Raw genomic sequence first — 26,137 nt, forward strand, 5'->3', positions numbered from 1 at the left:
CTTGTTTGTTCTATGTGGACATCTGACCTTGGATGTGCTCAACATTCGTCAAAATTTTGCGATATAGGACACTCAACTGCTTAACCTCTTCGTCCGTTAGAAAACCGTATAACAAATCGCTCAACTCGGCACGTTTATTGGCCAGCTGTTCGATCAGTTCCCGCCCAAGCGGCGTAATCTCCAGATGGATGACTCTTCGGTCGGCTGTATCCCTTATTCGGCGCGCGAACCCGCCTCCGATTAATTTATCGGATATGCCTGTAACCGCTCCGCATGTCACATGAATGGAATCGGCCAAATCCGACAATCTCAAAGCTCCCTGTTCATGAAGCATCTCCAAGGCGGTATACTGGGTTCTGCCTAGTTTAGGAAACCCCTCCTTCTGCCATTCATGATGCACAGTCCGAACCATCTTCTTAAATAGCATCTCCAACTCCAGAATTTCATTCCGCATGGACATGTATTTTTACACTCCCTTAAAAGGTCCAGCACTCCTTCAACAGAGACAGCCATCTTCGCCTCTATATACTTTAGTACTAAAACATTTATTTCTAAACATTTATTGATTATAGTGGCGGATGATTATAGTGTCAATGTTTACATATGTATTTTCTTCATAGTTTTTTTCTGAAAATAATGACATCTCTTGAAAACACAAAAAAAAGACCCAGACATTCTTCCCTTGTCTGAGTCTTTAGCCGATTCCCTTGCTTTACTTAAATAGCGACGGAATGGACATCCAATCCATGGTGAAGTTCAATTCCAAGCCATCAGACAGAAACTTCACATTTTTCACAGTTACCAGATCCGGTAAATAGTCCTTGAGCGAAATTTGAATCGGGTCCAGGCGGAACATATTCAAAGGGATCTCAACTCCCCGAATCGTCGTCGATTCATGTATCAGGTGAAGATGGCTTCCCTCAGCCGACATTTGAAAGCGCAGCACAGCGCCAAAGGGAAGGATCCCCCATTGCCCGTTCATACGGGCTGTCATTGTGGTGCCATTCATCATGAAATCGGCGCCTGTAATATCTACGCCCAGGTCATGGGTGCTCATATATTTGACCATGTTCTTCTTGCTGAGTTCCCCGACTTCTTCTGTGCTCAGGAGCATGCGGGTATCCCGATTTGATACCATAGTCATCAACTTGTCCTTAAAATCAACGGAACGATATCGCATATCAAGAGATTGCGTAGGATAAACAAACCAGACCAACGCACCGATAATCACAAGCAGAAGGACAAATATACCCAGCAGGAAACGTCCGGCTCTTTTTTTTCGACGTACCATTCAAAGTCCCTCCTCTCATAGGATATTCCTGCAGTAACAAGGCTTTTCCCATCTCCAAAGTATATAGGAATCCATGAAACTTGTCACGATTTGAGAAATGTACCCAACTTTCTTGGTTCAAAACATCCAAATCGTGGTTATTACGATAATGTGTTAAAATAATGTGTTAAATCATACTTCGGTCCCAAGGAGGAATTATTCCATGAAAAAAACACTAAGCATTACTGCAGCCCTAGCACTCACCCTGTCCCTGACCGCCGTAGCAAGCGCAGACCCGATTAACGGGACGGTATCCGAAACTTCGGGGACGGTAACTGAAACTTCAGGTCCGGCTCCCATCTCGACGACAGAGCCTATTATAAAACCGGAAGAAGTCGTATTGGTGCCTACACCTATGATCGAGATTGCGGAAAGAACCTACTTCTATAACGCTCCAAACGGCGAAAAGCTTGGTGCCTTGGCTTCGCAAAAAATCGACACAACCGGTAATCGAACGGGTGTCGTGCTTGGCGGGGAATGGGTTGAAGTTTATACATGGCTCGGTAAAGCTTGGATTTATGTAGCGTAATCGTGTATGACTGCCGGACTTCATGATCCTTCATGTATCCTAGCAGGTTAAATGGCAGGTCAAGACAATCTTGGCCTGCCATTTGTATACGTACCTCTTCGGTGCCCCCTAGGAAGATCCCTTAGGCTCCACATGAATGTGGACACTCATAATATTGTGAATCTTCTCCATCTGTTCTTCGATCCGGTCACTGATCTGATGACCCTCCAGAACACTGATATCCGGGTTAACCTCGATGACAACATCCACCAGCACATGATTGCCGTGAATTCGGGCCTTCATGTCCTTAATCCCCTCGACACCGGGCGTACGGGCAATCGTACTGCGCAAGTCCGACAAACGGTTTTCATCAAAACCGTCCGTTAGACTATAGGTGCAATCTCTGAATATTTCCCAAGCCGTTTTGCAAATAATGACACCAACCGCTACCGCAGCTAGGGTATCCAGCCAGGGCAGGCCGAATTGAGCGCCGATAATACCAACAGCTGCCCCCACACTGACAAGTGCATCCGATAAATTATCCTTGGCCGCTGCCATGAGTGCCTGGTTATCGATGCGCCGTGCGAGGTTCCGATTGTACCGGTATACGCCAAGCATGGCAACGGCACAGATGCCGGCCACGCCGGCAGACCATAAATTTGGTATTTCCTTAGAGCCTTCAAAAAATGAACGAACGGCTTCAACCAGCACTTGGATACCCACGACCGCCATGATAAATGAAGCAACCAGAGCCGCAATCGTCTCCGCCCTTAAATGCCCATACGCATGATCGGAATCCGGCGGTTTCTGGGAAATTCGCAGTCCGATCAATACGGCGAGTGATGCCACAATATCCGTCAGGTTGTTGAAACCGTCAGCAAGCAAAGCACTGGATGCAAATAAGTATCCACAGAATATTTTAAATGATGACAACACGAGGTAGGCTGCAATACTGATCCAAGCCCCGCGTTCCCCTTGTTTGATGTTTTCATAGGCGTTATTCACTTTATACGTCTCTCCTTTGCTTGCCCTTTTGCAGGCCTCAAGCGATATCCATCATTATCCATATTTAATCCTAGCAAAGGTCATTCGTGTGGGTCTAGAGAAACATAATTGCTTTCGGTCAAAGAACCATGAGCGTAGAAAATGGTATTAATCATTGTTACCCTTGCCGGGCGATTTAAAAACGAATAAAATGAGGACAGGCGAACACAAAGAGGAGGGTGATACTATGCCCGAGAATAATAATGAGTCACGTAAAGTGAATTTGGCTGATGCAATCCGGCAAAAGCTGGAACAAAAGAAACAGCAAAACTCATCCGCGAACAAGCCCGGACAATTCCAGGCCGGTTCAGCGCAAAAAATGAAAAGCCAAAACAATAAAAAACCAAACAACCAGCGTCGTCGTACCGGCGGTTCGTAGAAGAGCCCGTCCGTGCATAACGCAAAAAATGCTGCACCTCCCATACTTGGAAGGTGCAGCATTTTTTAATGGATCGTGCAAGATGAAAGCTCGCGCCATCATCTTCGCCGTCGTATCTTATTTCTTAAACTTCAACCGGGTACATGCTTTCGCGAAGTCCCTTGATCTCTTCACTCTCAAGATACTCATCATAACTCATGCTGCGGTCGATAATGCCATTTGGCGTAATCTCGATAATTCGGTTGGCAATCGTCTGAATGAACTGATGGTCATGCGAGGTGAACAGAATCGTTCCGTCGAAATCGATCAGACCATTGTTGAGTGCCGTGATGGATTCAAGATCCAAGTGGTTCGTCGGCTCATCGAAGATGAGCACATTCGCGCCGTTCAGCATCATTTTGGCCAGCATACAGCGAACCTTCTCGCCCCCGGACAATACGCTTGCTTTCTTCAACGCTTCCTCACCCGAGAACAGCATGCGGCCAAGGAATCCGCGCAAGAAAGTCTCATCTTGATCCTTGGAATATTGGCGCAGCCATTCCACAAGGTTGATATCAACACCGTCAAAATAAGCAGAGTTGTCTTTCGGGAAATACGCCTGGGTGGTTGTTACACCCCAGCTGTATTCACCGGCATCCGCTTCGGTTTCTCCTGTAATGACCTGGAACAGCGTCGTTTTCGGCATACCGTTCGGTCCAACAAATGCGATTTTGTCGCCTTTGTTTACAACAAAGCTGACATTATCCAGAACCCTTTCCCCATCCATCGATTTGGTGATGCCATCAACCGTAAGCAACTGCTTGCCCGCCTCGCGTTCAGGCTTGAAATGAAGAAACGGATATTTACGGTTCGAAGGACGAAGATCCTCCAGCGTAATTTTATCGAGCTGTTTCTTACGGGAAGTCGCCTGCTTCGATTTGGAAGCATTCGCCGAGAAGCGTTGAATAAATGCCTGCAATTCCTTGATCTTCTCTTCCTTCTTCTTGTTGGCATCCCGTTGAAGTTCAAGCGCCAACTTACTGGATTCATACCAGAAATCATAGTTGCCGACATACAGTTGGATTTTACCGAAGTCGATATCCGCAATATGCGTACACACCTTGTTCAGGAAGTGACGGTCATGGGATACCACGATAACGGTGCCTTCATAATCCATAAGGAAGTTCTCGAGCCACTGAATCGATTCCAGGTCCAAGTGGTTGGTAGGCTCATCCAGCAGCAGGTTATGCGGACGGCCAAACAATGCTTGCGCCAAGAGAACGCGTACCTTCTCATTACCGCTCAGCTCCGACATTTTCTTATCGTGCAGCTCACGTGGAATGCCGAGACCGATCAGGAGCGCTGCCGCATCCGGCTCTGCATCCCATCCGTTCAGCTCTGCGAATTCGCCTTCCAGCTCACCCGCACGCATGCCGTCTGCTTCAGAGAAATCGGCTTTCGCATACAGCGCATCTTTCTCTTTCATGATGTTATACAGCCGGGCATGACCCATAATAACCGTCTCCAGGACTGGATACTGGTCGTATTCATAGTGGTTCTGCTTCAGAACCGCCATCCGTTCATTCGGTGTCATATGAACCTCGCCTTGGTTCGGTTCAATCTCACCAGAGAGGATTTTCAGAAATGTAGACTTACCCGCCCCGTTGGCGCCGATGAGGCCGTAGCAGTTGCCCGGGGTGAATTTTATATTGACATCTTCAAATAGTGCTCGTTTGCCATAGCGGAGCGTTACGCCGCTTGTACTGATCATTAAGCATTACCATCCTTTATCACTATTGGTTTCAGCACATTATAGCATAAGTACGACGGTTATCGAAGCTTCTGGACGATATAAAACGGTTTTAAACAAATATAACCTCCTGCTTGCACCCTTTTCTCAAGCGCACAGGACAGGACGCCGTCGATCAAAAACTACTTTTTCTAGTTTAATAGAAAAAGTCCAACTGAAAATGGGCCCGAGAGGTTATAAAAAACCTTCCGGGCCTTCTTTTGCTAGTCTATGGTGTATGAATCTTTCCGTATTATGCATTTGCTTGATCAGAATCGTTTGTACGTTTCAGTTACGATGTCACGCTTCTCCGCTCAGGCTGAACCTTGAAGGTTTCTCCGTACTTTAATACGCAAATACGCTCCTTGGCGATCCCCAGCCGCTCGCGTTCCGCTTCCATCCTATCCAGCGCTTCTCTGGCCGTATCGTCTGCCAGCTTGAAAGTGCCATAATGCATCGGAATCATCGTCTCGGCCTTCACGTCCTGGAACGCCTGCAGCGCCTCTTCCGGATTAACGTGCTGTGACGTCATGAACCATTCCGGCTCATATGCCCCGATCGGCATCAGAGCAAGGTGAATGTTAAAGCGTTCTCCGATCAGCTTAAAGCCCTCGAAATAACCGCTGTCTCCGGCAAAATACAAATTCGGCGGAAGCAGGCGGGTGCCATCCTCCGCGACAGGTTCGTTATAGCATAGCGATTCATCGGAAGAACCCGAATCCCTCTTCGCATCCTGCAGCACGGGCTCCATCACGAATCCTCCCCAATGGGATGTATTCGTATCAAACGGCGTACGCCGAGTCCAATGCTGTGTCGGCACGAAGGAGAATTTAACGCCCTTAATGGTTGCAGATTCCCACCACTGCAGTTCGATCACGCGGCGAAAGCCTTTGTTGATCATTTTGCGACGCAGACCAACGGGTACGATGATCGTGGTGTCCGCACGGTACAGCTTGCGGATCGAGGCAACATGCATATGGTCATAATGGGAATGCGAGATCAAAATGACATCAATCGGGGGGATCTCATGAATGGGAAGTCCAGGTTCTCCAAGGCGCTTATTAAACCCCATTCTCCGCGCCCATACGGGATCAGTCACGATATTCAAGCCTTCATATTGGATGAAGAACGTAGCGTGCCCGATCCAGGTAACGGAGGTTTCGTGCCGGTTGCTATGCAAATACTGAAGATCCGGCGTCAGGTTCGGAATACAGTAGGAATAATCCTTCTTCTTCTGACGACGTTCGTCGCGCCACTGCTTGAATTGTTTAAGTGTTTTATCCGTGCTGACGTTATCGATATTGTTATAGCGAATTTTTGGCATGCAGCCTCCTCCTTCCATTACCCTGTATTTTACCCCGTATTGACCTCTCCGCTCAACTTTGCGTATGTTGTTCTTTTTACACCGAATGATTCGTGGCGAAACAACCCGTATTTGCCTTTGTCAGAATCAATCCGATGGATCTTTATACTTGACGACATAGATCGCCATAAAGGCTACAGCAGCCAGTACGGTGAGCAGCGGTGCTATGAAAATGGCGAAGTCCTCCACTTGCCTCACCCCTTCTTCGCGGATTTTCCACGAATGTAGTTCGCATCGAACAGAAACAATCGCATCAGCAGGATCAGGGAAGGAACCAATACGCAGAAACCCAGGATAAATGCGGTAATCAAAGCGATCGCCATCGTATCGTTGGTAATACTCTCATGAATATGGATGTAATCATAGAGAACATATGGCAGATGCGAGCGTCCATACCCATACCAGGCAAAGGCAAATTGGAGCATAACCATGATAAAAGCGATGCCGAGCCGGATTCGTTTCCATACAAGATACACCGCAATGACAAAGCAGATAAACGAGGCGATAAACATCCATGCGATATCCAGCATCTGCCCAAAATGCACCGGGTTCTGATGGTTGATCTGGAAAAACGCGAAAACCGAAGCCAGGATCGTCGGTCCGCTCCACCCCAGTGCATAGCCCCGGACCACGCCGAACGCTACCTCATCCCCCGCACGCTGCGCGTAATAAGACAGGAACATCGCCGAGATGTACAGAACGCTCACAAGTGCAAGCAGGATGACCGACCACGTGTACGGGTTCGTGAAAAACGTATACCAATGAAGCTCCACCTTCCCGTTGTCCATATAGATAATGCCACCTTCCGAGATGGCCAATATCGTTGACAATGCGGCCGGGATGAGAAGCCCCGTTGCCCCGTAGAGCCCCATATACACGATATTGTTCCCAGTCTGGCTGCCATACGTGTGATAGGCGTAGTAAGCGCCGCGGATCGCCAGCAGCACAAGGGCCAAGCTGCCCGGCACAAGCAGAGCGGTGCCATAATAATACGCAGCATCCGGAAAGAATCCGACAAGCCCGACCACAAAAAAGATCAGGAATACGTTGGTAACTTCCCAGACGGGAGATAAATACCGCTGGATGATGTTATGAATCTTGTTCTCGTGTCCAGTGAGCACGCTGTAATAGCTGAAAAATCCGGCACCGAAATCAATCGAGGCCACCAGCAAATAGCCAAACAGAAATGTCCACAGCACGGTTATTGCTACCATTGCATAGCTCATTTGCGGTCTCCCCCTTCGATTTCGAGTCCCAGCAGCCGGATTTCCTCTTCGGCGCTTTTATTCCGGAACAATTGGCTCAGCACGCGGATCGCGGATACGGATAGCACCAGATACAGGATAATAAACAGCACCAGCATCCAGCCGACGCTTGATGAAGTGGTTGCCGCATCCGATACCTTCATGTATCCCCGCACAATCCACGGCTGCCTTCCGATCTCGGCAAGGAACCAGCCCAGCCATATGGCTGACATCGAAAGAGGCCCCAAAGCCAATATACTGAGCAGCAGCCATTTTGGATAAGGCCTTTTGCCAGGAAGTTTCTTGCGGAACATATACAGAAGCGGAATCAGAACGATCACGGCGCCGCTGGTCACCTTCAAATCGAAAAAATAATGCACTGACATCGGCGGTCTCTCATTCTCCGGAAATTCATTCAGGCCAACGACTTCCGTGCTGGGGCTGTTTCCCGCTAATATGCTTAACGCATAGGGAATCTTCAATGCATACTTAATCTCGTTATTCTGATCCAGAAAGCCGCCGTAAATGAGCGGGGCTTGTGTCATCGTCTCAAAATGCCACTCGGCCGCCGCCAGCTTCTCGGGCTGGTATTTAGCCAGAAATTTGCCAGAGAAATCTCCGATCATCACGGTAGCCACTGCAAAAACAAAGGTGGACACGACAGTAAGCTTCAGCGCTTTCTTAAAGTAGATGTGCCTGCTTCCCCGCAATAAACTGAAAGCGGCTATGCTGGCCAGCGCAGCCGCACTGGTCGTATACGCTGATGCCAGCACATGGCTCACCTTGGTCGGCGTTGCCGGATTGAACATAGCCACAAACGGATTCACATTCGTAAATACCCCATCTACCAGTTCGAAGCCCTGGGGCTGATTCATAAAAGCATTCATGCTCGTGATAAAGAATGCTGACGCGGAGGAGCCGATCGCCACGGGAATAAGCAGCAGCAAATGGGTCCATTTATTTTTGAATCGATCCCATGTATAGAGATAAATGCCAAGAAAAATCGCCTCCACAAAAAAAGCAAAGGTTTCCATAAACAGCGGCAGCGCAATGGCTTTACCGGCTACACGCATAAAGGTGGGCCATAACAAGCTAAGCTGCAAGCCGATGGCAGTACCTGTCACAACGCCGACGGCCACCGTAATCACGAATCCCCGCGCCCAGCGCCTGGCGAGCAACGTATAATGGTTGTCCCCTGTCCGAATCCCCCTCCATTCCGCCAGGGCCAGCATAATCGGAATCCCAACGCCGATGGTTGCCAGAACAATATGTACAAACAGGGTCAAACCGGTCAGGATCCGGCTCATCAGTACGGGGTCCAGTGAAGACATCAGGTTCACTCCTCAGTTTCTTTATCCAAAATATTTCATATAGCGCAGATACCCTTTCACGGCGCCGTATAGCATTATGGCCGCAACAATAAAGCATAGAATCGCAAGCTTTCGCTCCTGCTTCCTGTGCATCCGTCAGCCTAGCCTCCTTTAAGTATTCCAGCCCTTCTGCAAGGGCGCGGCCCTTCCACGCGTCATTCTCTTGAAACACACAAATGGCATATATCCAATCATTATCAGTTTTACAAACCTTCCCTCTTTTTATCCAAAGTCTGCTTATTTTGTTTGAATCCTTGCCATGATGTTTTTTCCTGCATGGAAAAGAGGTACAATAAGAGGATAAGGAGGCGAGATCATACCATGAAAATTACATTTATTGAACCAACCCCGAGCCCGAACTCCATGATGCTTCACCTTGACGAAACACTAGAGTCCGGGATTCGCAGAACATATACACTGGACAACGAACGGTCGGCTCCCCCCTGGATTAGGCAGCTGCTCCACATCCCAGGCGTAAAGAGCGTCTTTCATACCCTTGATTTCATCGCGCTCGACCGTAAAGGTAATGCCGATTGGCCTTCCATTCTGGGCGCCGTTCAGGAAATATTCGGTCAGGAGGGCCTTGCGGCCGGACTCCAAGAAGGTGCGGATGGTATCGCTTTTGGAGAGGCTCAAGTATTCGTGCAGTACTTCCGGAATATTCCAATGCAAATTCGTGTCAAAAGCGGGAATCAGGAAGAACGCATCGGTCTGTCGGAGCGCTTCGCCAAAGCGGTAGCCGCGGTGGGAACCACGACGCTCATCAAAGAACGCAAGCTCAAGGAGTACGGCGTTCGCTACGGCCAACTGGAAGGCATCGCACGTGACGTAGAGCAGGAGCTTGAAGCTGCCTTCCCGCAGGAGCGCCTCGATAAGGTCGTTGCCCAGGCGATTGCCCACGGTGCCAGCGACGAGGAATTCGTCGAGCAGCGCCGGAAGCTGACTGACGAGGAAACCGAAGCCGCTCTGCAGAATGAGGACTGGCGCGTCCGTTATGCCGCACTGGATGCACTGGAGCCATCTGAGAAGCATATTCCGCTTCTCCGCCAAGCGCTTCGGGATCCAAAGATGCAGATCCGTCGGCTGGTCGTCGTCTACTTGGGCGATCTTCGCACCCCTGAAGCGATGGAGCTCCTATATGAAGCCATGCGCGACGAAACACCGGCTGTTCGCCGTACCGCAGGCGATACGCTGTCCGATATCGGCGATGCTGCCGCTACCCCGGTCATGATCGAGTCGCTCAAAGACAGCAGCAAAATCGTACGCTGGCGTGCGGCCCGTTTCCTGTATGAAGTGGGTACCGAGGAAGCCCGCTCCGCCCTGGAGGAAGCCGCCAACGATCCGGAATTCGAGGTTAGTCTGCAGGCACGAATGGCACTGGAACGCATCGAATCCGGCGAAGAAGCTGCCGGAACCGTCTGGCAGCAAATGGCCAAACGGAATCAATCGTAATCGTATCAACAGGACCACCTTCATACCGTAAAATTTAACCATTGCCTCTAACATGGAATGTGATTTATACTAGGACTCTCTTGTTAGAATTGAATAAATAGATAGCCTCATCATTCCAAGATGAGGTAGAGGTTGCAGACATGATCAGTAGTTGTGCCGAGGCGAAGAGAAGCCGGTGAAGCATAGTGAAAGGCATGAATGCCGAAGTGCAGGGTATACTCTTGTATTCTGTGCTGGGGCCGTTGTCGAAAGAGACGGAACTGTCACGGGGATTTCCCCGTGTTGAGCTATCTTCATGGAGGGTATGGTGCGGATACGGATAAAGACCGCAGGTATAATACCTGCGGTCTTTTTGTTTCAACAGGGTATATTTTAAATATCATTTCTTAATGTATAGAAGGAGTGTTCGATCTTGAATCGCAAAAAAGCACCAGCTGCTTCGCTGAAGCAGAGCTTTAAAGCCCGTCATATGACAATGATCGCCCTTGGCGGATCGATCGGTACCGGCCTGTTTCTGGCGAGCGGAACGGCCATCGCCTCTGCCGGCCCAGGCGGAGCGCTTATCGCCTACGCCGCGGTTGGCCTCATGGTTTACTTTCTGATGACCAGCCTGGGCGAGCTCGCTACGTATCTTCCGGATTCCGGCTCGTTCAGCACCTACGCCTCCCGGTTTGTCAGCCCTGCCTTCGGATTTGCCGTCGGCTGGAACTTCTGGTACAACTGGGCTGTTACCATCGCGGCCGAGCTCGCGGCGGCCACGGTTATTATTAAATTTTGGTTCCCGGACAGCCCGTCATTTCTGTGGAGTCTTCTATTTCTGGCGATTATGTTCGGCTTAAACGTTCTATCCGCCAAAGGATACGGCGAATCGGAATATTGGTTTGCTATCATTAAGGTGGCAACCGTCATTATCTTCCTCATCATCGGTGTCATGATGATATTCGGTATTCTTGGCGGTGAAGCCGTTGGATTCAGCACCTTTAACCTAGGCGATGGGCCGGTACACGGCGGGTTCTTCGCGCTGGTCGGCGTGTTCATGGCTGCCGGCTTCTCCTTCCAGGGAACCGAGCTGATCGGGGTCGCAGCCGGCGAGAGCGAAAATCCGAGAAAACATGTCCCTAAAGCCATCCGTCAGGTGTTCTGGCGCATCCTGATCTTCTATATTTTCGCTATTTTTGTCATCGGCATGCTGATCCCTTACACCCACCCGAGCTTGCTTCAATCCGGGGTCGATAATATCGGAGTCAGCCCTTTCACGCTGGTGTTTGAGAAGGCCGGGCTTGCCTTTGCCGCATCCGTCATGAATGCCGTTATTCTAAGTTCCGTGCTGTCGGCAGGCAACTCGGGAATGTATGCTTCAACCCGTGTCCTGTATGCCATGGCGAAACAAGGAATGGCTCCAAGATGGCTGAGCCGCCTGAACAGCCGCGGCGTACCGGTTGCGGCTCTAATCGTAACCTCTGCCGTAGGTATGCTGGCCTTCCTGGCCTCCTTCTTCGGCGATGGCGTGGTGTACGTGTGGCTCCTGAATGCCTCCGGGATGTGCGGATTCATTAACTGGCTGGCCATCGCCGTAAGTCATTACCGCTTCCGCAAAGCCTATGTCGCCCAAGGTAAAGACCTGAAGGAGCTGCCGTTCCGTGCACGCTGGTTCCCCTTCGGTCCCATCTTCGCCTTCCTGCTCTGTCTTGTAGCCATTATCGGTCAAGGCAATTTCAGCGGGGAGATCGATTGGTTAACGATCATTGCCACTTATGTCAGCATTCCGTTGTTCCTCTCCATCTGGTTCGGCTACCGCTTGATTAAGAAGAGCCGCGTCGTGCCATTGGACGAGTGCGATTTAAGCACGAACGTCAAATAATATAGATCAGACATACCAAAAGCAGCTTCCCTCCCATACTTGGGAACGGAAGCTGTTTTTTTTGATGCGGACATATTACCAAATAATCTGCACTCTCAGATCATCGGTGTTCTCAAACGCATGGTGATAGTATTTGATGGAGCCGAGATTGCTCTTCATCTGCAATTGCTGGAGCACATTCACAAGCTCTCGCTCGCTGCCGTCAAACCGGAACACCAGCTTCTGGCTGCCTTCAGCCTTTGCAGCTTTAACCAATGGTTGGAGCTGTGTATAGGAGCTGACGATGGAACGGGCATCATAGAGCTGATATTCCAGATCCCGTTTCAATTGTTCGTATACTCCTGCTCTCGAACGATCCTTTACGGCAAGCCCTGACAGCGTGTTGCGGTAAAGGGTGCTCGCCTTCGGATAGGATTTGACCCAGGTATGGTCACGGCCCATCTGTTCATCCGTCCGGAGGTAGTACGTATAGGATACCTCGTTGTCGCGATCCGGCACGGGATCGTTCCACGTCGTGTCCAGATGGTACCATTTGCCGTCCAGAAGGACCAGATTCCAGGCATGGAGCTGGCCCTTCGGATTATCGGAGGCATAAGCCGTGCCCTCCACAATTTTGTTCTGGATTCCGGCTTCCTTGAGCAGTTTATGCGTTAACAGGGAATAGCCCTGGCATACTGTGCTTCCGGTATAGAGCCCGTCATAGGCCGTATATTTCGTAAGCGAGGTATCGTATTTCAAGTTCCGGACAACCCAATCGTGGATGGCTTTCACCTTCTCATGATCATTCATGCCCGGCTTGATGATCTGCTTCAAAATGCTGTCGGCATTCTGGTTCACATAGTTCGTCTGCTCCGCAGTCTCGCGATAACTCAACCGAACCGTGACATTGGCGGAACTGGATGTCCCACGATAGTCGTAGCTATAACTAGCAATAGTGTAATGAATATAGGGATCACTGGCCATTGCCTGATCAAGTGCATCTTTAAGCTGCGATTTCAGCGATTGGGTCTCCCCCTGGTAAACAAATCGCACCGTCGATTGCCTGTCGCTCATCGCTGTCAGCAGTTTCTGCTGAATCCCATTGACCGACTTCACGACCGCTTTGTTGGAGGTGGCATAGACATCACTGAGATTAGCTGGTTCAGGTACTGCTGCAACGGTTACCGCCAAAGACCCTATGAACAGTAATTTAACGATTGTTCCTCGGCTTCGTTTCATCGGTACACCCGCCCTTCATCTTCCTCATCCGTATGCACCATTATTGTAACACATAACATCAGGGCTTAAGGGTTCTAGTTTTGTCGACCGGGCACGAATCTCAAATACTACCAATAAAATGAGGACAGGAAGGAATCGCTACGTCCCGCGAGCTTCGACATGCGAACCAGAACCTCTGCAGCCTCTGCACGCGTCACCTCACGCTCCGGCAAGAACTTGCCATCAACTGCAGGCAGAAGACCCAGCTTGAGAGCAATCAGGGCTGCTCCTTTGTTAGTGATGGCGTCGGCATCCGATATCCCTTGGACGTCAGTTGGAAGGATAAAGGCTTTGGACAGCTTCTCATAATTCAGGATGCGGGTCAGCGAGCTTGCCAGTTCATCCCTTGTCAGTTTGTGGTCCAGCTGCAGCGGGCTGTCCGGATCATAAGGGATCCAGTTCTGCCCGATCAGCACCTGAATGGCCTGGTAATACGGATGGTCCGGCTGTAAGCCTGCGTATGGATCCATTGTAGGTCTTCCATACAGCTGCTCATAGGACGGGCTTACCGAAGCCGCCACCAGCTGATACCATTCGCCAAGGGAAATCTGGCGATCCGGGTATACCTTTCCGTCCTTGTCCGGAACCAGCACCCGATATTTCACCAGCTCCTTAAGAGCCGCTTCCGCATAATGCCCCGCCGTATCGGTAACCGCCGGAATATCCTTGCGGCTCATTTCGGGCATGATATCGCGCCATTCCCCGCTCTTGGCATCAAGCGGCACCGTTATGCCGCCGAAGGCCGCCTTTTTGTGTGTCGGATAATAAATCAGCTTGATGAAAGGCTTCATAACCTCATTACCGGCCATTGAGTAGCCACCGTAGTAACCGTATTTCAACTTCAGATCAATTTCTTCCAGATATTTAGCTCTTGCCTGCTCCGCACTGATGGCCGGTTTTGCATCCGTTGGCAGTTTGGACAGAACGGCGTCCGAATTCACGCTAAAGCCCTGGATCTGCCCGTTGGCCTCCATCGTGAGGCTCAGGGAATCGCCCATGACGCGAATATCACCAACATAGCGTTGGAATGAAAATTGGTAGCTGAGGGTTTTAGTGTCTTTGCCCATTTTTTCAACCGATGTCAGCTTCCATTCCTCGGCGGCATGCGGTACCAGCTTGCTTACCGTCTCGAATGCGAGATCCTGCGCAGCCTGCTGCGAAATCGGGTTCTTCACTTCCGCAGCCTCGGCCCGGTCAAAACGATATCGGTTGTACGAGTAAATCTGCCCGGTCCTGGCGTCCACCTCTGCGGATACCGTCTCCCCTCCGCCCATGGCGGAAAGCTTGTTTTCGCCCCAACTTATGTTCCACGTCTTAACCTCGCTGTTGTTCCATCTTGTACCCAGTCTCTTGGATTCGGTCTTTAAACCAGACGGGAGCTTGATCTGCGATTCCACCCATATGGCTGCTGCCTCTCCGCCAGCGAATGGAGCGGTGATTGGCTTAAAGGTTTCTTTGGATGCCGGAATCGCGCCATTCTCAACCGAGGTAAACCCGCTCTCTTCCCCTGAGAAACTAATGAACTTGCCTGTATTGGCATCCAGTGAATTGCCTGATTGATCATTAGGTATGTAACCTAAGAAATAATTGCCTTTGGCGTTGTTATATAAATTATCAGGTACATAGGCCAAGGATACCTGGAACTGATCTTCAAACACTTTACGGATGGAGGCCTCATTCCATTTCGGTGTGGATGAAGGAAACTCCTCATTGATTTGATTCCGGGAATAGTTCACGGTATTACCCTGTCCGTCAAGCGTGATCGAGATGCTGTTCACATCCGATTCAATCCCGTTCACCGAGGTCTGGAAATAAAACTCAAACCGCGGCGGGCTGAACAATGCCGTCTGCATCCCGAGATAAGCCTCATTCTCCTTAAGCTCACTCGTCTTCACATCCGATACATGGCTGCCGATCCATTTCAGCGCCTTCTCCTTGGCTGCTTCCCGGGTTAATACCGGTTTGTCGCTACCAGGGTTCATCAAAGAATGAGGGATATAAATGTTAAGAAGTTCCCCCGTGACCGCATTGACCTGGGCATTGAAGCCGGAGCTTGAGTTCCCTTTGGTCAGTACCATTTGCAGATCCCAAGCAAGCGCGCTCGATCTCATGCCATCATTCTCCAGGAACTGCACATTCGACACTTTCACGTTCTTGAGCTCCGGGAAAGCCTTCTTAATGATGTCTTCCGCCTGCTTGGATGAAATTTTTGCGCCCTTCGGTATTTCGTTATCCGTTACGCTCTCCGAACCGGTGTTATCGCTGCTAGTCACGGTAGTTACCGTATCGGATACAATGATTCCGCTGCCCGGAACGGAATTGTCTCCCCATACCGGCTGCGCCAAACATAGCATGGCTGTAGCCGTAACCGCGCACACGGTCTTTTTTACCCTTACCTTCTTCTTACCCGATGGATTCACTTGATTCGCTCCCTTCCATTACTTGAACCTAACCATGCCTTACTTACACATGATGATATCCTTAACAAGTGCCTGTACACGGCAGCAATGACATAACCAAGCTACCTAAATAATACCATAACTTGTCTATATATTCCTTATGTAGTAAGCTTCCGAAACATAACCTGCATCGTTAAGGATGAACAAAGTGTAACTATTTCGATCCCGCTTCTTGCGAATGGGGAATTCCCTTTCGAACACATCTTAACCAAGCCGCGCCGCTTCAACAAAAGCCGCAGTGCGACGCTTGATCTCCTCCATATTGCCGGACACGAGGGCATCCTGCGGAAGCAGCGCGCTGCCTAAACCAACCGCTGCCGCGCCTGCATGAAAATAATCCGTAAGATTATCCAACGTAACTCCACCCGTTGCAAGCAGCGGAATGTGATTCAGCGGACCCTGAAGCTCCCGGATAAATGACAAGCCCAGACTGGCCATAGGAAACAGCTTCACGATCTCGGCCCCGGCTGCGTACGCCGCGACGATCTCCGTTGGCGTCATTGCCCCTGGCCATACATCAATTCCCTGCTCCAAAGCAAATTCGATGACGGAAAGATCCGTGTTCGGGGAAATCAGAAATTGAGCTCCGGCTGAGACCGCTTCCTTCGCCATCTCCACATCAAGCACGGTTCCCGCACCTATATATACAGCGCCATCATAGCGAGTACGCCAATCCTGGATCATATGTAAAGCACCTTCCGTATTCATGGTCACTTCCATGAACCGGATTCCGCCTTGGGTCAACCCTTCTCCTACGAAGTTCGCCTGTTCTCTCGTAATGCCCCGCACGATGGCAACGATTTTCTCGCGTTTGAGTTCAGCTGTCAGTTTCAATGTGTTCCCCCATTTCTATTTACACTTCCGGCACGTTCCTAAATCGCAAGGGCCGTAACTTCAGCCTGCTTCAAGTATATGCGGTCTGAAGCGTTCACGCAAAAAGAGCAGACCCGGAAAACTGTCTTCCCGACCTGCTCTTTAACATCTATAAGGTTATCCGCGGAATTCAGACAGCTCTGCGCCGAGTTCACGCGTTGCTCCGTATACGCTTTGATAGAGTCCAAACAATTTATCATAGGCCTGGACCGCCTGCGGATTCGGAGAATACGAGCGTGCCGGCCGCAAAAACGCCTTTGCGCAGTCCTGAAGGTTCGGGAACCAGCCGCAACCGTAAGCTGCCAGCATCGCCGCACCCATAGCCGGGCCCTGTTCGCTTTCCAGCTTCACGATTTCAGCATTAAACACGTCCGCCTGCATTTGCAGCCACGTTTCGTTCTTGGCGCCGCCCCCGATGGAAATAACGCGGTCGATCCGCTTGCCGGATGCGCGGAGGATATCGATGGATTCGCGGAGAGAGAACGTAATCCCCTCGAGTACCGAACGTGCAAAGTGAGGCAGCTTATGTCCGGCGTCCATGCCAATGAAGCTGCCGCGGATGGTGGCATCCGGATGCGGCGTGCGTTCACCGACGATATACGGCGTGAACAGCAGCCCTCCGCTGCCAGCCGGGATGCTTCCGATATCGCTCAACAGCGCGTCAAAGGAGATATCCGGCGCAAAGGTATCCTTGAACCAGGTCAGGCTGTATCCCGCTGCCAGAGTCACGCCCATGATATAGTAAGCGTCTTTCTCGCTATGATTAAAGAAATGAACCTTCCCTGCAAAATCCACCTCGCGACGCTCCTCATAGGACAAGACCACGCCTGATGTACCAATACTGCACATCGTCTGCCCTTCTTCGAGAATGCCGGCGCCGATGGCGCCGCAGGCATTGTCCGCCCCGCCGGCAAATACCTTCGTCTCTGGCAATAGAGCCGATTGCTTAGCGATCTCAGGAAGCAGAGTGCCGCACTCGTCGAAGGATTCGACCAGTGGCGGGCATAAGGTGTGCGGCAGCTGGAAGGCATCCAGAATTTCGCTGCTCCAAGACTTGCCCGCCACATCCAGCAGCAGCGTTCCGGCTGCATCGGAATAGTCCATCGCGTATTGCCCAGTCAGGCGGAAACGCACATAATCTTTAGGCAGCAGGAACAGGGCAGCCTGTTCGAGCAGCTCCGGCTCAAACTCCTGTACCCATAGAATCTTGGGCAGGGTGAAACCTTCCAGCGCGCGATTGCGTGCAATCCCGAGCAGCTTCTCCTGCAGGGTCTCCTCGATGCGACGGCATTGCGCCGTTGTGCGCGTATCATTCCACAGAATGGCCGGTCGCAGCACTGCACCCTCACCATCTACCAAGACCAGACCGTGCATCTGGCCGGAAAAGCTTAACCCCTCAACCTCGGATGGGTCAATGTTGTTTCCGTTCATTAATTGCCGTAACGACAATACCGTTTTGTCGACCCAATCCTCCGGTCGCTGCTCGCTGTATCCCGGCTTCGGCTGGCTCAGCGGATACGACTCTGAATGCTCGGCGACAACCTTGCCGCTGCGATCCACCAGCACGGTCTTCACAGCACTGGTCCCCAAATCAACTCCGATAACGTAACTCATCTAAATCCTCCTTCGTCTCCTCATGAACCGAACATGAAAACATCGTTGGCATTTCCCCCCGGGCTCACGATGCGTGATCCGGAGCATGCTTGGATGGCTGTCGACCCTAGCTCGCTATAGTTTGCTGTTTGAAATAAGTACACCGGCTTCCCTGAAGGGAGCCGGTGAAGGTTTGGATTTCATGATACAAACACTAAAACGTGTATCGATTAATTGGCAAGAATGTACTGGTTCAGAATCGCTTTCAGCATTTCTTGACGTCCGGATTCGTTCTTGCGCGGAGACTCGTTGTTCAGCGCGTATTCTGCAAGAGAAGCCAGTGTAGCCTTGCCGGATACGACGTCTGCGCCGATGCCTTCACTAAAGCTGCTGTAGCGCTTCGCAATGAAGTCCTCGAATACGCGGTCTTCGATCAGCTTCGCTGCCACCTTCAAGCCTTTTGCGTAAGTATCCATACCGGCGATGTGCGCATGGAACAAATCTTCCGGCTCGAAGGACGGACGGCGAACCTTCGCATCGAAGTTCACGCCGCCGCGGCCGAGACCGCCGTTCATCAGCACTTCGTACAGCGTCAATGTCGCGTCGTAGATGTTAACCGGGAATTCGTCCGTATCCCATCCGATCAGCATATCGCCTTGGTTCGCATCGAGGGAACCGAGCATGCCGTTGATGCGTGCTACGCGAAGCTCATGTTCGAAGGTATGACCAGCGAGCGTGGCGTGGTTGGCTTCGAGATTTAGTTTAAAGTGCTTGTCGAGACCGTATTTTTGCAGGAATGCAATCGTTGTGGCCGCATCAAAGTCATATTGGTGCTTCGTTGGCTCCTTCGGTTTAGGCTCGATCAGGAATTGGGCATCAAAGCCGATTTCCTTCGCATAATCAACCGCCATATGGAACAGGCGAGCCAGATTATCCAGTTCAAGGCCCATATCTGTGTTGAGCAGGGTCTCATAACCTTCGCGGCCTCCCCAGAACACATAGTTCTCGGCGCCGAGGCGTTTGCCGACTTCAAGGCCCTTCTTCACTTGCGCAGCCGCATGAGCGTATACATCCGCATTGCACGTAGTGCCCGCACCATGCATGAAACGAGGATTCGTGAACATGTTCGCCGTGTTCCAGAGCAATTTTTTGCCGGTGGACTTCATGTGGTCTTCAATCGAATCCACGATTGTATCAATATTGCTGTAGAACTCACGCAGGCTGCTGCCTTCCGGTGCAATGTCCACATCGTGGAAGCAAAAATACGGAAGGTTCATTTTCTCCATGAACTCGAAACCTGCCTCAACACGTGCTTTGGCGAGTTCCATGCCGGAGTAATTGCCCCAAGGGCGAACCGCAGTGTCGGCGCCGAACGGATCCGAACCCCCTGCAGTCAATGTATGCCAGTAAGCCATGGCGAAACGGAGATGCTCTTCCATCGTTTTGCCGGCTACAACTTCTGTTGGATTATAAAATTTAAAAGCATAAGGGTTGGTTGATTGGCTGCCTTCGTACTCGACTTTGCTAATGTTGTTAAAATAGGCCATGAATAAATCCTCCTATACCTTGTTAAGGTGTGGTTAACGCTTACAAGGTTATCCTATCACAGGATTTCCACTTTGTCTATTGGTTAAACAAAGTTATTGCTTTACAACTTTTTCAAAACCGATGCCCCCTCCTATTAGGATTATTTTCTACTAAAGTTCAACATATCTCCGTTTGGCTTACTGCCTATGATTCTTCTAAATCCATATTCAAATGTTACGACGATGGAAACCACCGGACTAAGGATTGTGAGTACCCGGGCAGCGTTACGGGCTGTTGCAATTTCGGGGCTTAGCCCCTAGACTATGAGCATATCAAGTCTCCAAAACTTATAATGATTAGAAAGCAAGACTAAAAGGATGAATACACATGGCGAACATTACCGGTGACCAGGCTCTGGTCAAAAAAATAAATACCTCAATTATTCTCGATACGATACGGCAGCACGCCCCTGTTTCCCGAGCAAAAGTATCCACGCTGACCGGACTGAACAAGGCCACCGTCTCCAATCTCGTACAGGAGCTGTGCAGCAACCACCTGGTCCAGGAGATCGGACCCGGCGAATCCAGCGGCGGCAGGAAGCCGCAGCTGCTGCTGTTTAACGGACAAGCTGGTTATGCCGTCGGCGTCGAGCTGCGCGTCAAGCAAATGACCGCCGTGCTTACAGATCTGGAAGGCCGGATTCTTTCCGAAGAGGATACCACCCTTGAAGGACATGACGTGGAATCGGTGACGCGGCTGATGGTTAGCCTGATTCATGGCCTGATGCGGCAGGCTCCTCCCTCCCCATACGGCATCATCGGGATCGGCGTAGGCGTCCCTGGGATGGTGGACGGTGACGGCACCGTCCTCTTCGCTCCCAACTTGGGATGGGACATGGTGCCGCTGCAGAAGCAGCTCGAGCAGGAGCTGGGACTTCCCGTTACCATCGACAATGAAGCGAACGCGGGCGCCCAAGGCGAGCTGCGCTTCGGAGCTGGCCGGGACGCTCGCCATCTCCTCTATATCAGTGCTGGCAGCGGTATCGGCTCTGGCATTATCATCAATGGCGAGCTTTATAAGGGCGCCCGCGGATATGCCGGCGAAAGCGGCCATATGTCCATCGAAGCCGATGGACTGGAATGCACCTGCGGCAACCGCGGCTGCTGGGAGCTGTATGCCTCGGAGAAATCCTACGACAGCAAAGGCGCCGCTCTCCCGTCCAGGCGGACATCCGAGCTGATTCACCATGCAGAGCAAGGCCATGAGGAGACCATCCGGCATTTTGAAGAGCTCGGACGTTATCTCGGTGTTGGCATTACCAATCTTGTCAACGGATTCAATCCGCAATCGGTCATTATTGGTGGTCCGCTATCCGACGCGCGGGCTTGGATTGAGGATACGCTGCGACAGGTCGTTGCCCAGCGCACGCTTCCCTACCACCGTGAGCTAATGGAGATCCGGTTCGCCGAGCTGGGCAGCCGCTCGACCATGATCGGTGCGGCTTACTCCGCCATCTCGCAATTTCTGGGGCCGATACGGGTCTCCATGCCGATTCATTAAAATTGACGATATTTTGTCGTAATTAACACCCTGCATATTAAGGAAAATCCCGCGATTTTCCGCTATAATTAATCTCGTCCTGTAATTTAAATCACGATTCTCCTCGTGGAGAATCGTGTGATCGTTATACAAAAGGGAGAGGAAACGCTCAAATGACCTATGTAAGCACTGCGGAAATATCGGCACAAATGTTTGTGACCATATTGCTGTTTCTCCTAGTTATCGCACCTTTGTTCAGTCTCGCCATCATGCGTTTTTTTCAAGGCAAGAAAAAAGTCGGTTTCATTCTCCTCGGCTCCGGCGTGGCTGCATACGTCGTATTCCAGATCATCATGAGTCTGTTTTTTAGCAAGTGAACATGATCTGAGCGAACGTTGGCAGCATAGGCTCGGAAGCTAAAAAAGCTCCTTCCCTGATTCAGGGAAGGAGCTTTTTATTCATATCATGAAGCAAGCGATCGGCTTGCCATGACGCCTGCTTAGATTAACCCTCCGGGTTCAACGCTTTGTTGAACTGGAGCTTGTTCATGCCAAGTATGCGGTGCTCGCCGATGATCGTGAGCGGTACTGCGCGAACGCCCATATCCCATACTTGCTGCGCGAATTCGTCGTTTTGCTCGATGTTGCGCTCTTCAAATTCGATGCCTTGATCGGACAAGAAGCCTTTTACTTGTTTGCAGTGCGGGCAGTTGTTCGAAGTGTATACAATCACATTTTCCATGGTTGGTCAGTCTCCTCTACTTATGATTTGGCTCTGCTAAAAGCCCGTTCGATCTCTATCTATCAGTTTACAACACGACAGCGTTGTGTTCCAAACTCTCGATATATTTCTCCGCATCCATAGCTGCCATACAGCCGCTTCCTGCCGCAGTGATCGCTTGTCTGTAACGAGTATCCTGCACGTCGCCGCAAGCAAATACGCCTTGGATATTCGTCTCCGATGTTCCCGGGGTCGTTACGATATAACCGTTCGGATCGGTCGTAATGTTTCCGCCGAGGAAACCGGTGTTCGGATGATGACCGATCGCCACGAATACGCCGCTGACCGTGATCGTCTCTTCTTCCCCAGTCTCATTGTTAAGCACTTTGATACCTTTGACGCCTGTCTCGTCCGCAATGACTTCCTGCGGTGTGCGGTTCAATGCCCATTCGATTTTTTCGTTAGCGCGGGCGCGATCCTGCATAATTTTCGAGGCACGAAGCTCCTCCCGACGGTGAACCAGCGTTACTTTGGATGCAAAGCGGGTCAGGAAGTTCGCTTCCTCCAGCGCGGAATCTCCGCCGCCGACAACAACGATCTCTTTGCCGCGGAAGAAGAATCCGTCACATGTTGCGCAGGTACTTACACCGCGTCCTACATTATCCTGTTCTCCCGGAATGCCAAGGTATTTGGCCGTTGCGCCTGTAGAGATGATCAACGTTTCGGCAACTACCTCGCCGATACCGTCTACGTCCAGCTTAAACGGACGCTCTCCGAATTCCACGCTGTTCACCCAGCCTGTACGAAATTCCGCGCCAAAACGTTCAGCCTGCTGACGCATATTGTCCATCAGTTCAGGACCCATGATACCTTCGGGAAAACCCGGGAAATTCTCAACTTCGGTTGTGGTTGTCAGCTGCCCGCCAGGTTGCGGACCTTCAATGACGAGTGGGCTCAGGTTCGCACGAGCCAGGTAGATTGCAGCCGTAAGGCCGGCAGGGCCTGTGCCTATAATAACGGATTTGTACATATCGTTTCCCTCCTATATATGGAACGCTTAATTATAATCATTATAAATTAATATTAATTATGGTTATATCAGAGCCGTCTGTCAATATGTCACATCACACCCCATCTGAAAATATTGTTAATCCATTCTTCATAAATCGCACTGAAATCCAATATTTTTGGGAATTGGACCCCTTTCTGCCATGAAGAAGACGGTCTTGATGTTCTGGAAACGTTTACTCCGAAAATAATCGTACGCATTGAGGGAGTTAGATGAATATAAGGCTGCCAAGTGCCTCCCCCACTCTTTCAACGAAAGGAAGATGAATGTTTGATGAAAAAAGGACAACGTAGGCACGAGCCCTAATGCCGAACCTAGCAGCGTAGAAGCTTGGGAGAAATCGAGATCGTTCACGGCCATTGAGCGCCAACCAAAAAATCCCCTTCTTCCCGAAGAGGAAAAGAAGGGGACTTTATCATTAACACAAGCACAGATTAGCGATGACCGATCGATTAATGGTTGGAACGAAGCAGACGAAGCCCGTTCAGTATAACCAGAATGGTGCTCCCCTCGTGACCGATGACGCCCAGTGGCAGCGCAACGCCTTGAATGAAATTGGCTGCAATCAGTGTCAAAATCACGGTGATGGCAAAGATCATATTTTGCTTCACGATGCGCTGAACCCGGCGTGCCACCTTGACGGTGCCGGCAATTTCATCGATGTTATCATTCATAAGCACCGCATCCGCTACCTCCAGCGCCGTTCCGCTTCCCGAAACGCCCATGCCGATGCCGACGGTCGCGGTAGCCAGTGCCGGCGCATCGTTCACACCATCTCCAACCATAACCACATGGCCGTAACGGGACCGAAGCTCCTTAATATGTGTAACTTTATCTTCCGGAAGCAAGTCGGAGAACACCATGTCTACGCCGCTTTGCTTCGCAATCACGTCCGCCGTCGCCTTGCGGTCCCCCGTCAGCATCGCTACCTTGATGCCCAACTGCTGAAGCTGCTTAACGGCCATTGCCGCTTGAGGCCGGACCGCATCCTGCAGAGCGATCATGCCCGCGATACGGTCTCCCTTCAGAATAACGGATACCGTCTTGCCTTCGGATTCCAGCGTGTTCCGGATGGACAGCCAGTGCTGGCGATTCTCTTCAAGCACGCTCAAATCTTTTTGCGCGGAAGCTTCACCCGAATACTGATCTGCAGTCGGTTGATCCAGAATATCACTTTTTCCTATTTTCCAGGTAATTCCTTCCACTTCCGCCTGCATACCCCAGCCTGTTATGGACTGCCCGTTCTCCACCTGCTGCAGCTCGGCCCCCTCTTTCTGAGCCGATTGGACAATCGCCAAGGCCAGAGGATGCTTCGACATTCTTTCGATAGAAGCACTGATGCCAAGCAATTCATGCCGATCCCAGCCCTCGCCTGTGATAAAATCCGTAACCACTGGCGTACCAAGCGTCAAGGTACCGGTCTTATCAAAAGCAACAACCGCCGTGCGTGCCATATTCTCGATATGGGCGCCGCCTTTGAATAGTACGCCTTTTCTGGCGCGATTGGAAATCGCCGACAGCATCGCAGGCATGATCGAAGATACCAGCGCGCAAGGGGATGCCACGACGAGAAACACCATCGCTTTGTAGAAGGTTGTATCCCAATCCCATCCCAGAACGGGAGTAGCCAGAACAATCAGGGCCACGGTCGCAATGACAACGACACGGGCATAAATCGATTCAAACCGCTTGATGAACCGCTGCGATTCCGGTACTTCGTTCTCCGCTTCTTCCACCAGTTTGATAATCTTGGCGAACAACGTGGATTCCGCCGACTGGGTAACCTCAATGTACAATACGCCTTCCCCGTTCAAGGTTCCGGTAAATACTTCATCGCCTATGGACTTATCGACCGGTACGGATTCGCCGGTAATCGAAGCCTGGTTGACCGAGGAGCTGCCGCGATAAATTTTGCCGTCTGCAGGAATAAGCTCGCCCGGCTTTACCAGAATCAGGTCACCTATCTCCAGCTTGCTGATGGATACCGATACCATCTCCCCCTTCTCGATACGCAGGGCCGTCTCCGGCTGCAGCTCCATCAAGGAAGAGATATCCTTGCGGCTTCTCTCCATGGTATAACTCTCAAGCGCCCCACTGAGGGCAAAGATGAAGATCAGCATTGCGCCTTCATTCCAGTACCCGATCGCTGCAGCTCCCATTGCAGCAGCAATCATTAGCAGATTCACATCCAGATCGCGCTCCTTCAGAAGGGTCTCCACACCTTCTTTGGCCTTTACCCATCCGCCGACGGCGTAGGATATCACATACAACACAACAGAGAGCGGCTCAGACCATTGGCTGGTCAGCCAAGCCACCAGCATCAGCAGACCGCTGCCCAGTGCAGCCACGACCTCCGCGTTGCTCAGCAGGCTGCGTATATCCCACTTCCCAGGCTGCCGCGGCTCACGTGGATCCGCTCCATTTTCTATTGTCGATATGCGTCCAGTCGTCGTTTGACTTTGTATCCATTGCATAACCAATCACCTTCCTAGTTGAGAATGAGATCCATTATTACTACCCTTAAAATGACACATGCTGCCCCGGCTTGGCCGGAGCAGCATGCTAAATGAGAATGAGAATCATTTTTGAACTTATACAATTTATTTTCCTTCGTACAACTTTATATGTATCATACTCATTTCACCCTCATTTGTAAACCATATTTTTCACATTTTTTAATTGCTGAAGAGTGCCTATTGGTGTTCCCTGATGCTGAAGATGAACCTTCAACACGTAAAAAAGCCCTTGCGAACTCTCGCAAGGACTTCTCTCTATACAATC

22 protein-coding genes and 1 riboswitch are annotated in these 26,137 nt (G+C 50.8%); of the genes, 6 read left to right on the forward strand and 16 right to left on the reverse strand.

Annotated features, from left to right (window positions below):
* Positions 1-10 precede the first annotated feature (10 nt).
* Both ACOZB4_RS22660 and ACOZB4_RS22665 read right to left on the reverse strand, forming a co-directional pair.
* On the reverse strand, positions 11-460 hold the full coding sequence (locus ACOZB4_RS22660) for a MarR family transcriptional regulator (protein WP_379406698.1): 450 nt from the start codon (positions 458-460) through the stop codon (positions 11-13).
* A gap of 252 nt (positions 461-712) precedes the next feature.
* Entirely contained in the window at positions 713-1,291 is a 579-nt protein-coding gene (locus ACOZB4_RS22665; RefSeq protein WP_076325418.1) for a hypothetical protein, read from the reverse strand.
* Positions 1,292-1,493: 202 nt separating this feature from the next.
* On the opposite strand from ACOZB4_RS22665, the gene ACOZB4_RS22670 reads away from it, so the two are divergent.
* Positions 1,494-1,859: a hypothetical protein gene (locus ACOZB4_RS22670; protein ID WP_076325417.1), complete on the forward strand. Its 366-nt coding sequence runs from the start codon at positions 1,494-1,496 to the stop codon at positions 1,857-1,859.
* Between the two features lie 108 nt (positions 1,860-1,967).
* Here the strand turns inward: ACOZB4_RS22670 and ACOZB4_RS22675 are convergent, their stop codons facing one another.
* Positions 1,968-2,843 carry a cation diffusion facilitator family transporter gene (locus ACOZB4_RS22675; RefSeq protein WP_379406697.1) on the reverse strand — a complete coding sequence of 292 codons (876 nt, stop codon included), beginning with the start codon at positions 2,841-2,843 and terminating at the stop codon, positions 1,968-1,970.
* A gap of 226 nt (positions 2,844-3,069) precedes the next feature.
* Between ACOZB4_RS22675 and ACOZB4_RS22680 the strand changes: the two genes are divergently transcribed.
* On the forward strand, positions 3,070-3,261 hold the full coding sequence (locus ACOZB4_RS22680; protein ID WP_076325415.1) for a hypothetical protein: 192 nt from the start codon (positions 3,070-3,072) through the stop codon (positions 3,259-3,261).
* Positions 3,262-3,385: 124 nt separating this feature from the next.
* On the opposite strand, the gene ACOZB4_RS22685 is transcribed toward ACOZB4_RS22680, so the two are convergent.
* The 5 genes from ACOZB4_RS22685 to ACOZB4_RS22705 all read right to left on the reverse strand — a co-directional run bounded on the left by ACOZB4_RS22685 (position 3,386) and on the right by ACOZB4_RS22705 (position 8,967).
* Positions 3,386-5,011 carry an ABC-F family ATP-binding cassette domain-containing protein gene (locus tag ACOZB4_RS22685; RefSeq protein WP_379406696.1) on the reverse strand — a complete coding sequence of 542 codons (1,626 nt, stop codon included), beginning with the start codon at positions 5,009-5,011 and terminating at the stop codon, positions 3,386-3,388.
* A 310-nt stretch (positions 5,012-5,321) separates the two neighbouring features.
* Positions 5,322-6,353 (reverse strand): MBL fold metallo-hydrolase, encoded by a 1,032-nt coding sequence (locus ACOZB4_RS22690; protein WP_339268097.1) that lies wholly within the window; start codon positions 6,351-6,353, stop codon positions 5,322-5,324.
* A 126-nt stretch (positions 6,354-6,479) separates the two neighbouring features.
* Positions 6,480-6,581 (reverse strand): cytochrome bd oxidase small subunit CydS, encoded by a 102-nt coding sequence (gene cydS, locus ACOZB4_RS22695; RefSeq protein ID WP_422759654.1) that lies wholly within the window; start codon positions 6,579-6,581, stop codon positions 6,480-6,482.
* 5 nt (positions 6,582-6,586) lie between these two features.
* On the reverse strand, positions 6,587-7,618 hold the full coding sequence (locus ACOZB4_RS22700) for a cytochrome d ubiquinol oxidase subunit II (protein ID WP_076325412.1): 1,032 nt from the start codon (positions 7,616-7,618) through the stop codon (positions 6,587-6,589).
* Positions 7,615-8,967 carry a cytochrome ubiquinol oxidase subunit I gene (locus ACOZB4_RS22705; RefSeq protein ID WP_379406695.1) on the reverse strand — a complete coding sequence of 451 codons (1,353 nt, stop codon included), beginning with the start codon at positions 8,965-8,967 and terminating at the stop codon, positions 7,615-7,617. Before ACOZB4_RS22705 ends, ACOZB4_RS22700 begins: the two co-directional genes overlap by 4 nt.
* A 360-nt stretch (positions 8,968-9,327) precedes the next feature.
* Between ACOZB4_RS22705 and ACOZB4_RS22710 the strand changes: the two genes are divergently transcribed.
* Both ACOZB4_RS22710 and ACOZB4_RS22715 read left to right on the forward strand, forming a co-directional pair.
* Entirely contained in the window at positions 9,328-10,458 is a 1,131-nt protein-coding gene (locus ACOZB4_RS22710) for a virulence factor (protein WP_379406694.1), read from the forward strand.
* A gap of 118 nt (positions 10,459-10,576) precedes the next feature.
* Positions 10,577-10,756: riboswitch (Lysine riboswitch) on the forward strand.
* 171 nt (positions 10,757-10,927) lie between these two features.
* The gene (locus tag ACOZB4_RS22715) at positions 10,928-12,319 is read left to right on the forward strand and encodes an amino acid permease (protein ID WP_256720774.1); all 1,392 of its coding nucleotides are present in this window, start codon (positions 10,928-10,930) and stop codon (positions 12,317-12,319) included.
* A gap of 75 nt (positions 12,320-12,394) precedes the next feature.
* Here the strand turns inward: ACOZB4_RS22715 and ACOZB4_RS22720 are convergent, their stop codons facing one another.
* The 5 genes from ACOZB4_RS22720 to xylA all read right to left on the reverse strand — a co-directional run bounded on the left by ACOZB4_RS22720 (position 12,395) and on the right by xylA (position 20,048).
* On the reverse strand, positions 12,395-13,537 hold the full coding sequence (locus ACOZB4_RS22720; protein WP_379406693.1) for a transglutaminase domain-containing protein: 1,143 nt from the start codon (positions 13,535-13,537) through the stop codon (positions 12,395-12,397).
* Positions 13,538-13,644: 107 nt separating this feature from the next.
* Positions 13,645-15,996: a YcdB/YcdC domain-containing protein gene (locus ACOZB4_RS22725; protein WP_379406692.1), complete on the reverse strand. Its 2,352-nt coding sequence runs from the start codon at positions 15,994-15,996 to the stop codon at positions 13,645-13,647.
* Positions 15,997-16,239: 243 nt separating this feature from the next.
* Positions 16,240-16,869: a bifunctional 4-hydroxy-2-oxoglutarate aldolase/2-dehydro-3-deoxy-phosphogluconate aldolase gene (locus ACOZB4_RS22730; protein WP_076325406.1), complete on the reverse strand. Its 630-nt coding sequence runs from the start codon at positions 16,867-16,869 to the stop codon at positions 16,240-16,242.
* A 156-nt stretch (positions 16,870-17,025) separates the two neighbouring features.
* A complete protein-coding gene (gene xylB / locus ACOZB4_RS22735; RefSeq protein WP_379406691.1) occupies positions 17,026-18,522 on the reverse strand; it encodes a xylulokinase in 1,497 nt (498 codons plus the stop codon).
* A gap of 209 nt (positions 18,523-18,731) precedes the next feature.
* A complete protein-coding gene (gene xylA, locus ACOZB4_RS22740; protein ID WP_379406690.1) occupies positions 18,732-20,048 on the reverse strand; it encodes a xylose isomerase in 1,317 nt (438 codons plus the stop codon).
* Between the two features lie 367 nt (positions 20,049-20,415).
* Between xylA and ACOZB4_RS22745 the strand changes: the two genes are divergently transcribed.
* Positions 20,416-21,588 (forward strand): ROK family protein, encoded by a 1,173-nt coding sequence (locus ACOZB4_RS22745; RefSeq protein ID WP_379406689.1) that lies wholly within the window; start codon positions 20,416-20,418, stop codon positions 21,586-21,588.
* A gap of 152 nt (positions 21,589-21,740) precedes the next feature.
* Positions 21,741-21,944 (forward strand): hypothetical protein, encoded by a 204-nt coding sequence (locus ACOZB4_RS22750; RefSeq protein WP_076325402.1) that lies wholly within the window; start codon positions 21,741-21,743, stop codon positions 21,942-21,944.
* A 127-nt stretch (positions 21,945-22,071) separates the two neighbouring features.
* Here the strand turns inward: ACOZB4_RS22750 and ACOZB4_RS22755 are convergent, their stop codons facing one another.
* The 3 genes from ACOZB4_RS22755 to ACOZB4_RS22765 all read right to left on the reverse strand — a co-directional run bounded on the left by ACOZB4_RS22755 (position 22,072) and on the right by ACOZB4_RS22765 (position 25,830).
* Entirely contained in the window at positions 22,072-22,308 is a 237-nt protein-coding gene (locus ACOZB4_RS22755; protein ID WP_076325401.1) for a glutaredoxin family protein, read from the reverse strand.
* 67 nt (positions 22,309-22,375) lie between these two features.
* Complete coding sequence (trxB, locus tag ACOZB4_RS22760) at positions 22,376-23,317, reverse strand: thioredoxin-disulfide reductase (protein ID WP_213647740.1); 942 nt, start codon at positions 23,315-23,317, stop codon at positions 22,376-22,378.
* Positions 23,318-23,808: 491 nt separating this feature from the next.
* Positions 23,809-25,830: a heavy metal translocating P-type ATPase gene (locus tag ACOZB4_RS22765; RefSeq protein WP_379406688.1), complete on the reverse strand. Its 2,022-nt coding sequence runs from the start codon at positions 25,828-25,830 to the stop codon at positions 23,809-23,811.
* Between the last annotated feature and the right edge of the window lie 307 nt (positions 25,831-26,137).

It is taken from the genome of Paenibacillus sp. NPDC058898 (genome assembly GCF_049316025.1).
In the GTDB taxonomy this organism is placed as follows: domain Bacteria; phylum Bacillota; class Bacilli; order Paenibacillales; family Paenibacillaceae; genus Paenibacillus_AQ.

What these genes read in the sequence shown, in the direction of transcription:
- ACOZB4_RS22660 (WP_379406698.1), bottom strand. Translation starts at nt 460, where the DNA reads ATGTCCATGCGGAATGAAATTCTGGAGTTGGAGATGCTATTTAAGAAG.
- ACOZB4_RS22665 (WP_076325418.1), bottom strand. Translation starts at nt 1,291, where the DNA reads ATGGTACGTCGAAAAAAAAGAGCCGGACGTTTCCTGCTGGGTATATTT.
- ACOZB4_RS22670 (WP_076325417.1), top strand. Translation starts at nt 1,494, where the DNA reads ATGAAAAAAACACTAAGCATTACTGCAGCCCTAGCACTCACCCTGTCC.
- ACOZB4_RS22680 (WP_076325415.1), top strand. Translation starts at nt 3,070, where the DNA reads ATGCCCGAGAATAATAATGAGTCACGTAAAGTGAATTTGGCTGATGCA.
- ACOZB4_RS22685 (WP_379406696.1), bottom strand. Translation starts at nt 5,011, where the DNA reads ATGATCAGTACAAGCGGCGTAACGCTCCGCTATGGCAAACGAGCACTA.
- ACOZB4_RS22690 (WP_339268097.1), bottom strand. Translation starts at nt 6,353, where the DNA reads ATGCCAAAAATTCGCTATAACAATATCGATAACGTCAGCACGGATAAA.
- ACOZB4_RS22700 (WP_076325412.1), bottom strand. Translation starts at nt 7,618, where the DNA reads ATGAGCTATGCAATGGTAGCAATAACCGTGCTGTGGACATTTCTGTTT.
- ACOZB4_RS22705 (WP_379406695.1), bottom strand. Translation starts at nt 8,967, where the DNA reads ATGTCTTCACTGGACCCCGTACTGATGAGCCGGATCCTGACCGGTTTG.
- ACOZB4_RS22710 (WP_379406694.1), top strand. Translation starts at nt 9,328, where the DNA reads ATGAAAATTACATTTATTGAACCAACCCCGAGCCCGAACTCCATGATG.
- ACOZB4_RS22715 (WP_256720774.1), top strand. Translation starts at nt 10,928, where the DNA reads ATGACAATGATCGCCCTTGGCGGATCGATCGGTACCGGCCTGTTTCTG.
- ACOZB4_RS22720 (WP_379406693.1), bottom strand. Translation starts at nt 13,537, where the DNA reads ATGAAACGAAGCCGAGGAACAATCGTTAAATTACTGTTCATAGGGTCT.
- xylB (WP_379406691.1), bottom strand. Translation starts at nt 18,522, where the DNA reads ATGAGTTACGTTATCGGAGTTGATTTGGGGACCAGTGCTGTGAAGACC.
- xylA (WP_379406690.1), bottom strand. Translation starts at nt 20,048, where the DNA reads ATGGCCTATTTTAACAACATTAGCAAAGTCGAGTACGAAGGCAGCCAA.
- ACOZB4_RS22745 (WP_379406689.1), top strand. Translation starts at nt 20,416, where the DNA reads ATGGCGAACATTACCGGTGACCAGGCTCTGGTCAAAAAAATAAATACC.
- ACOZB4_RS22750 (WP_076325402.1), top strand. Translation starts at nt 21,741, where the DNA reads ATGACCTATGTAAGCACTGCGGAAATATCGGCACAAATGTTTGTGACC.
- ACOZB4_RS22755 (WP_076325401.1), bottom strand. Translation starts at nt 22,308, where the DNA reads ATGGAAAATGTGATTGTATACACTTCGAACAACTGCCCGCACTGCAAA.
- trxB (WP_213647740.1), bottom strand. Translation starts at nt 23,317, where the DNA reads ATGTACAAATCCGTTATTATAGGCACAGGCCCTGCCGGCCTTACGGCT.
- ACOZB4_RS22765 (WP_379406688.1), bottom strand. Translation starts at nt 25,830, where the DNA reads ATGCAATGGATACAAAGTCAAACGACGACTGGACGCATATCGACAATA.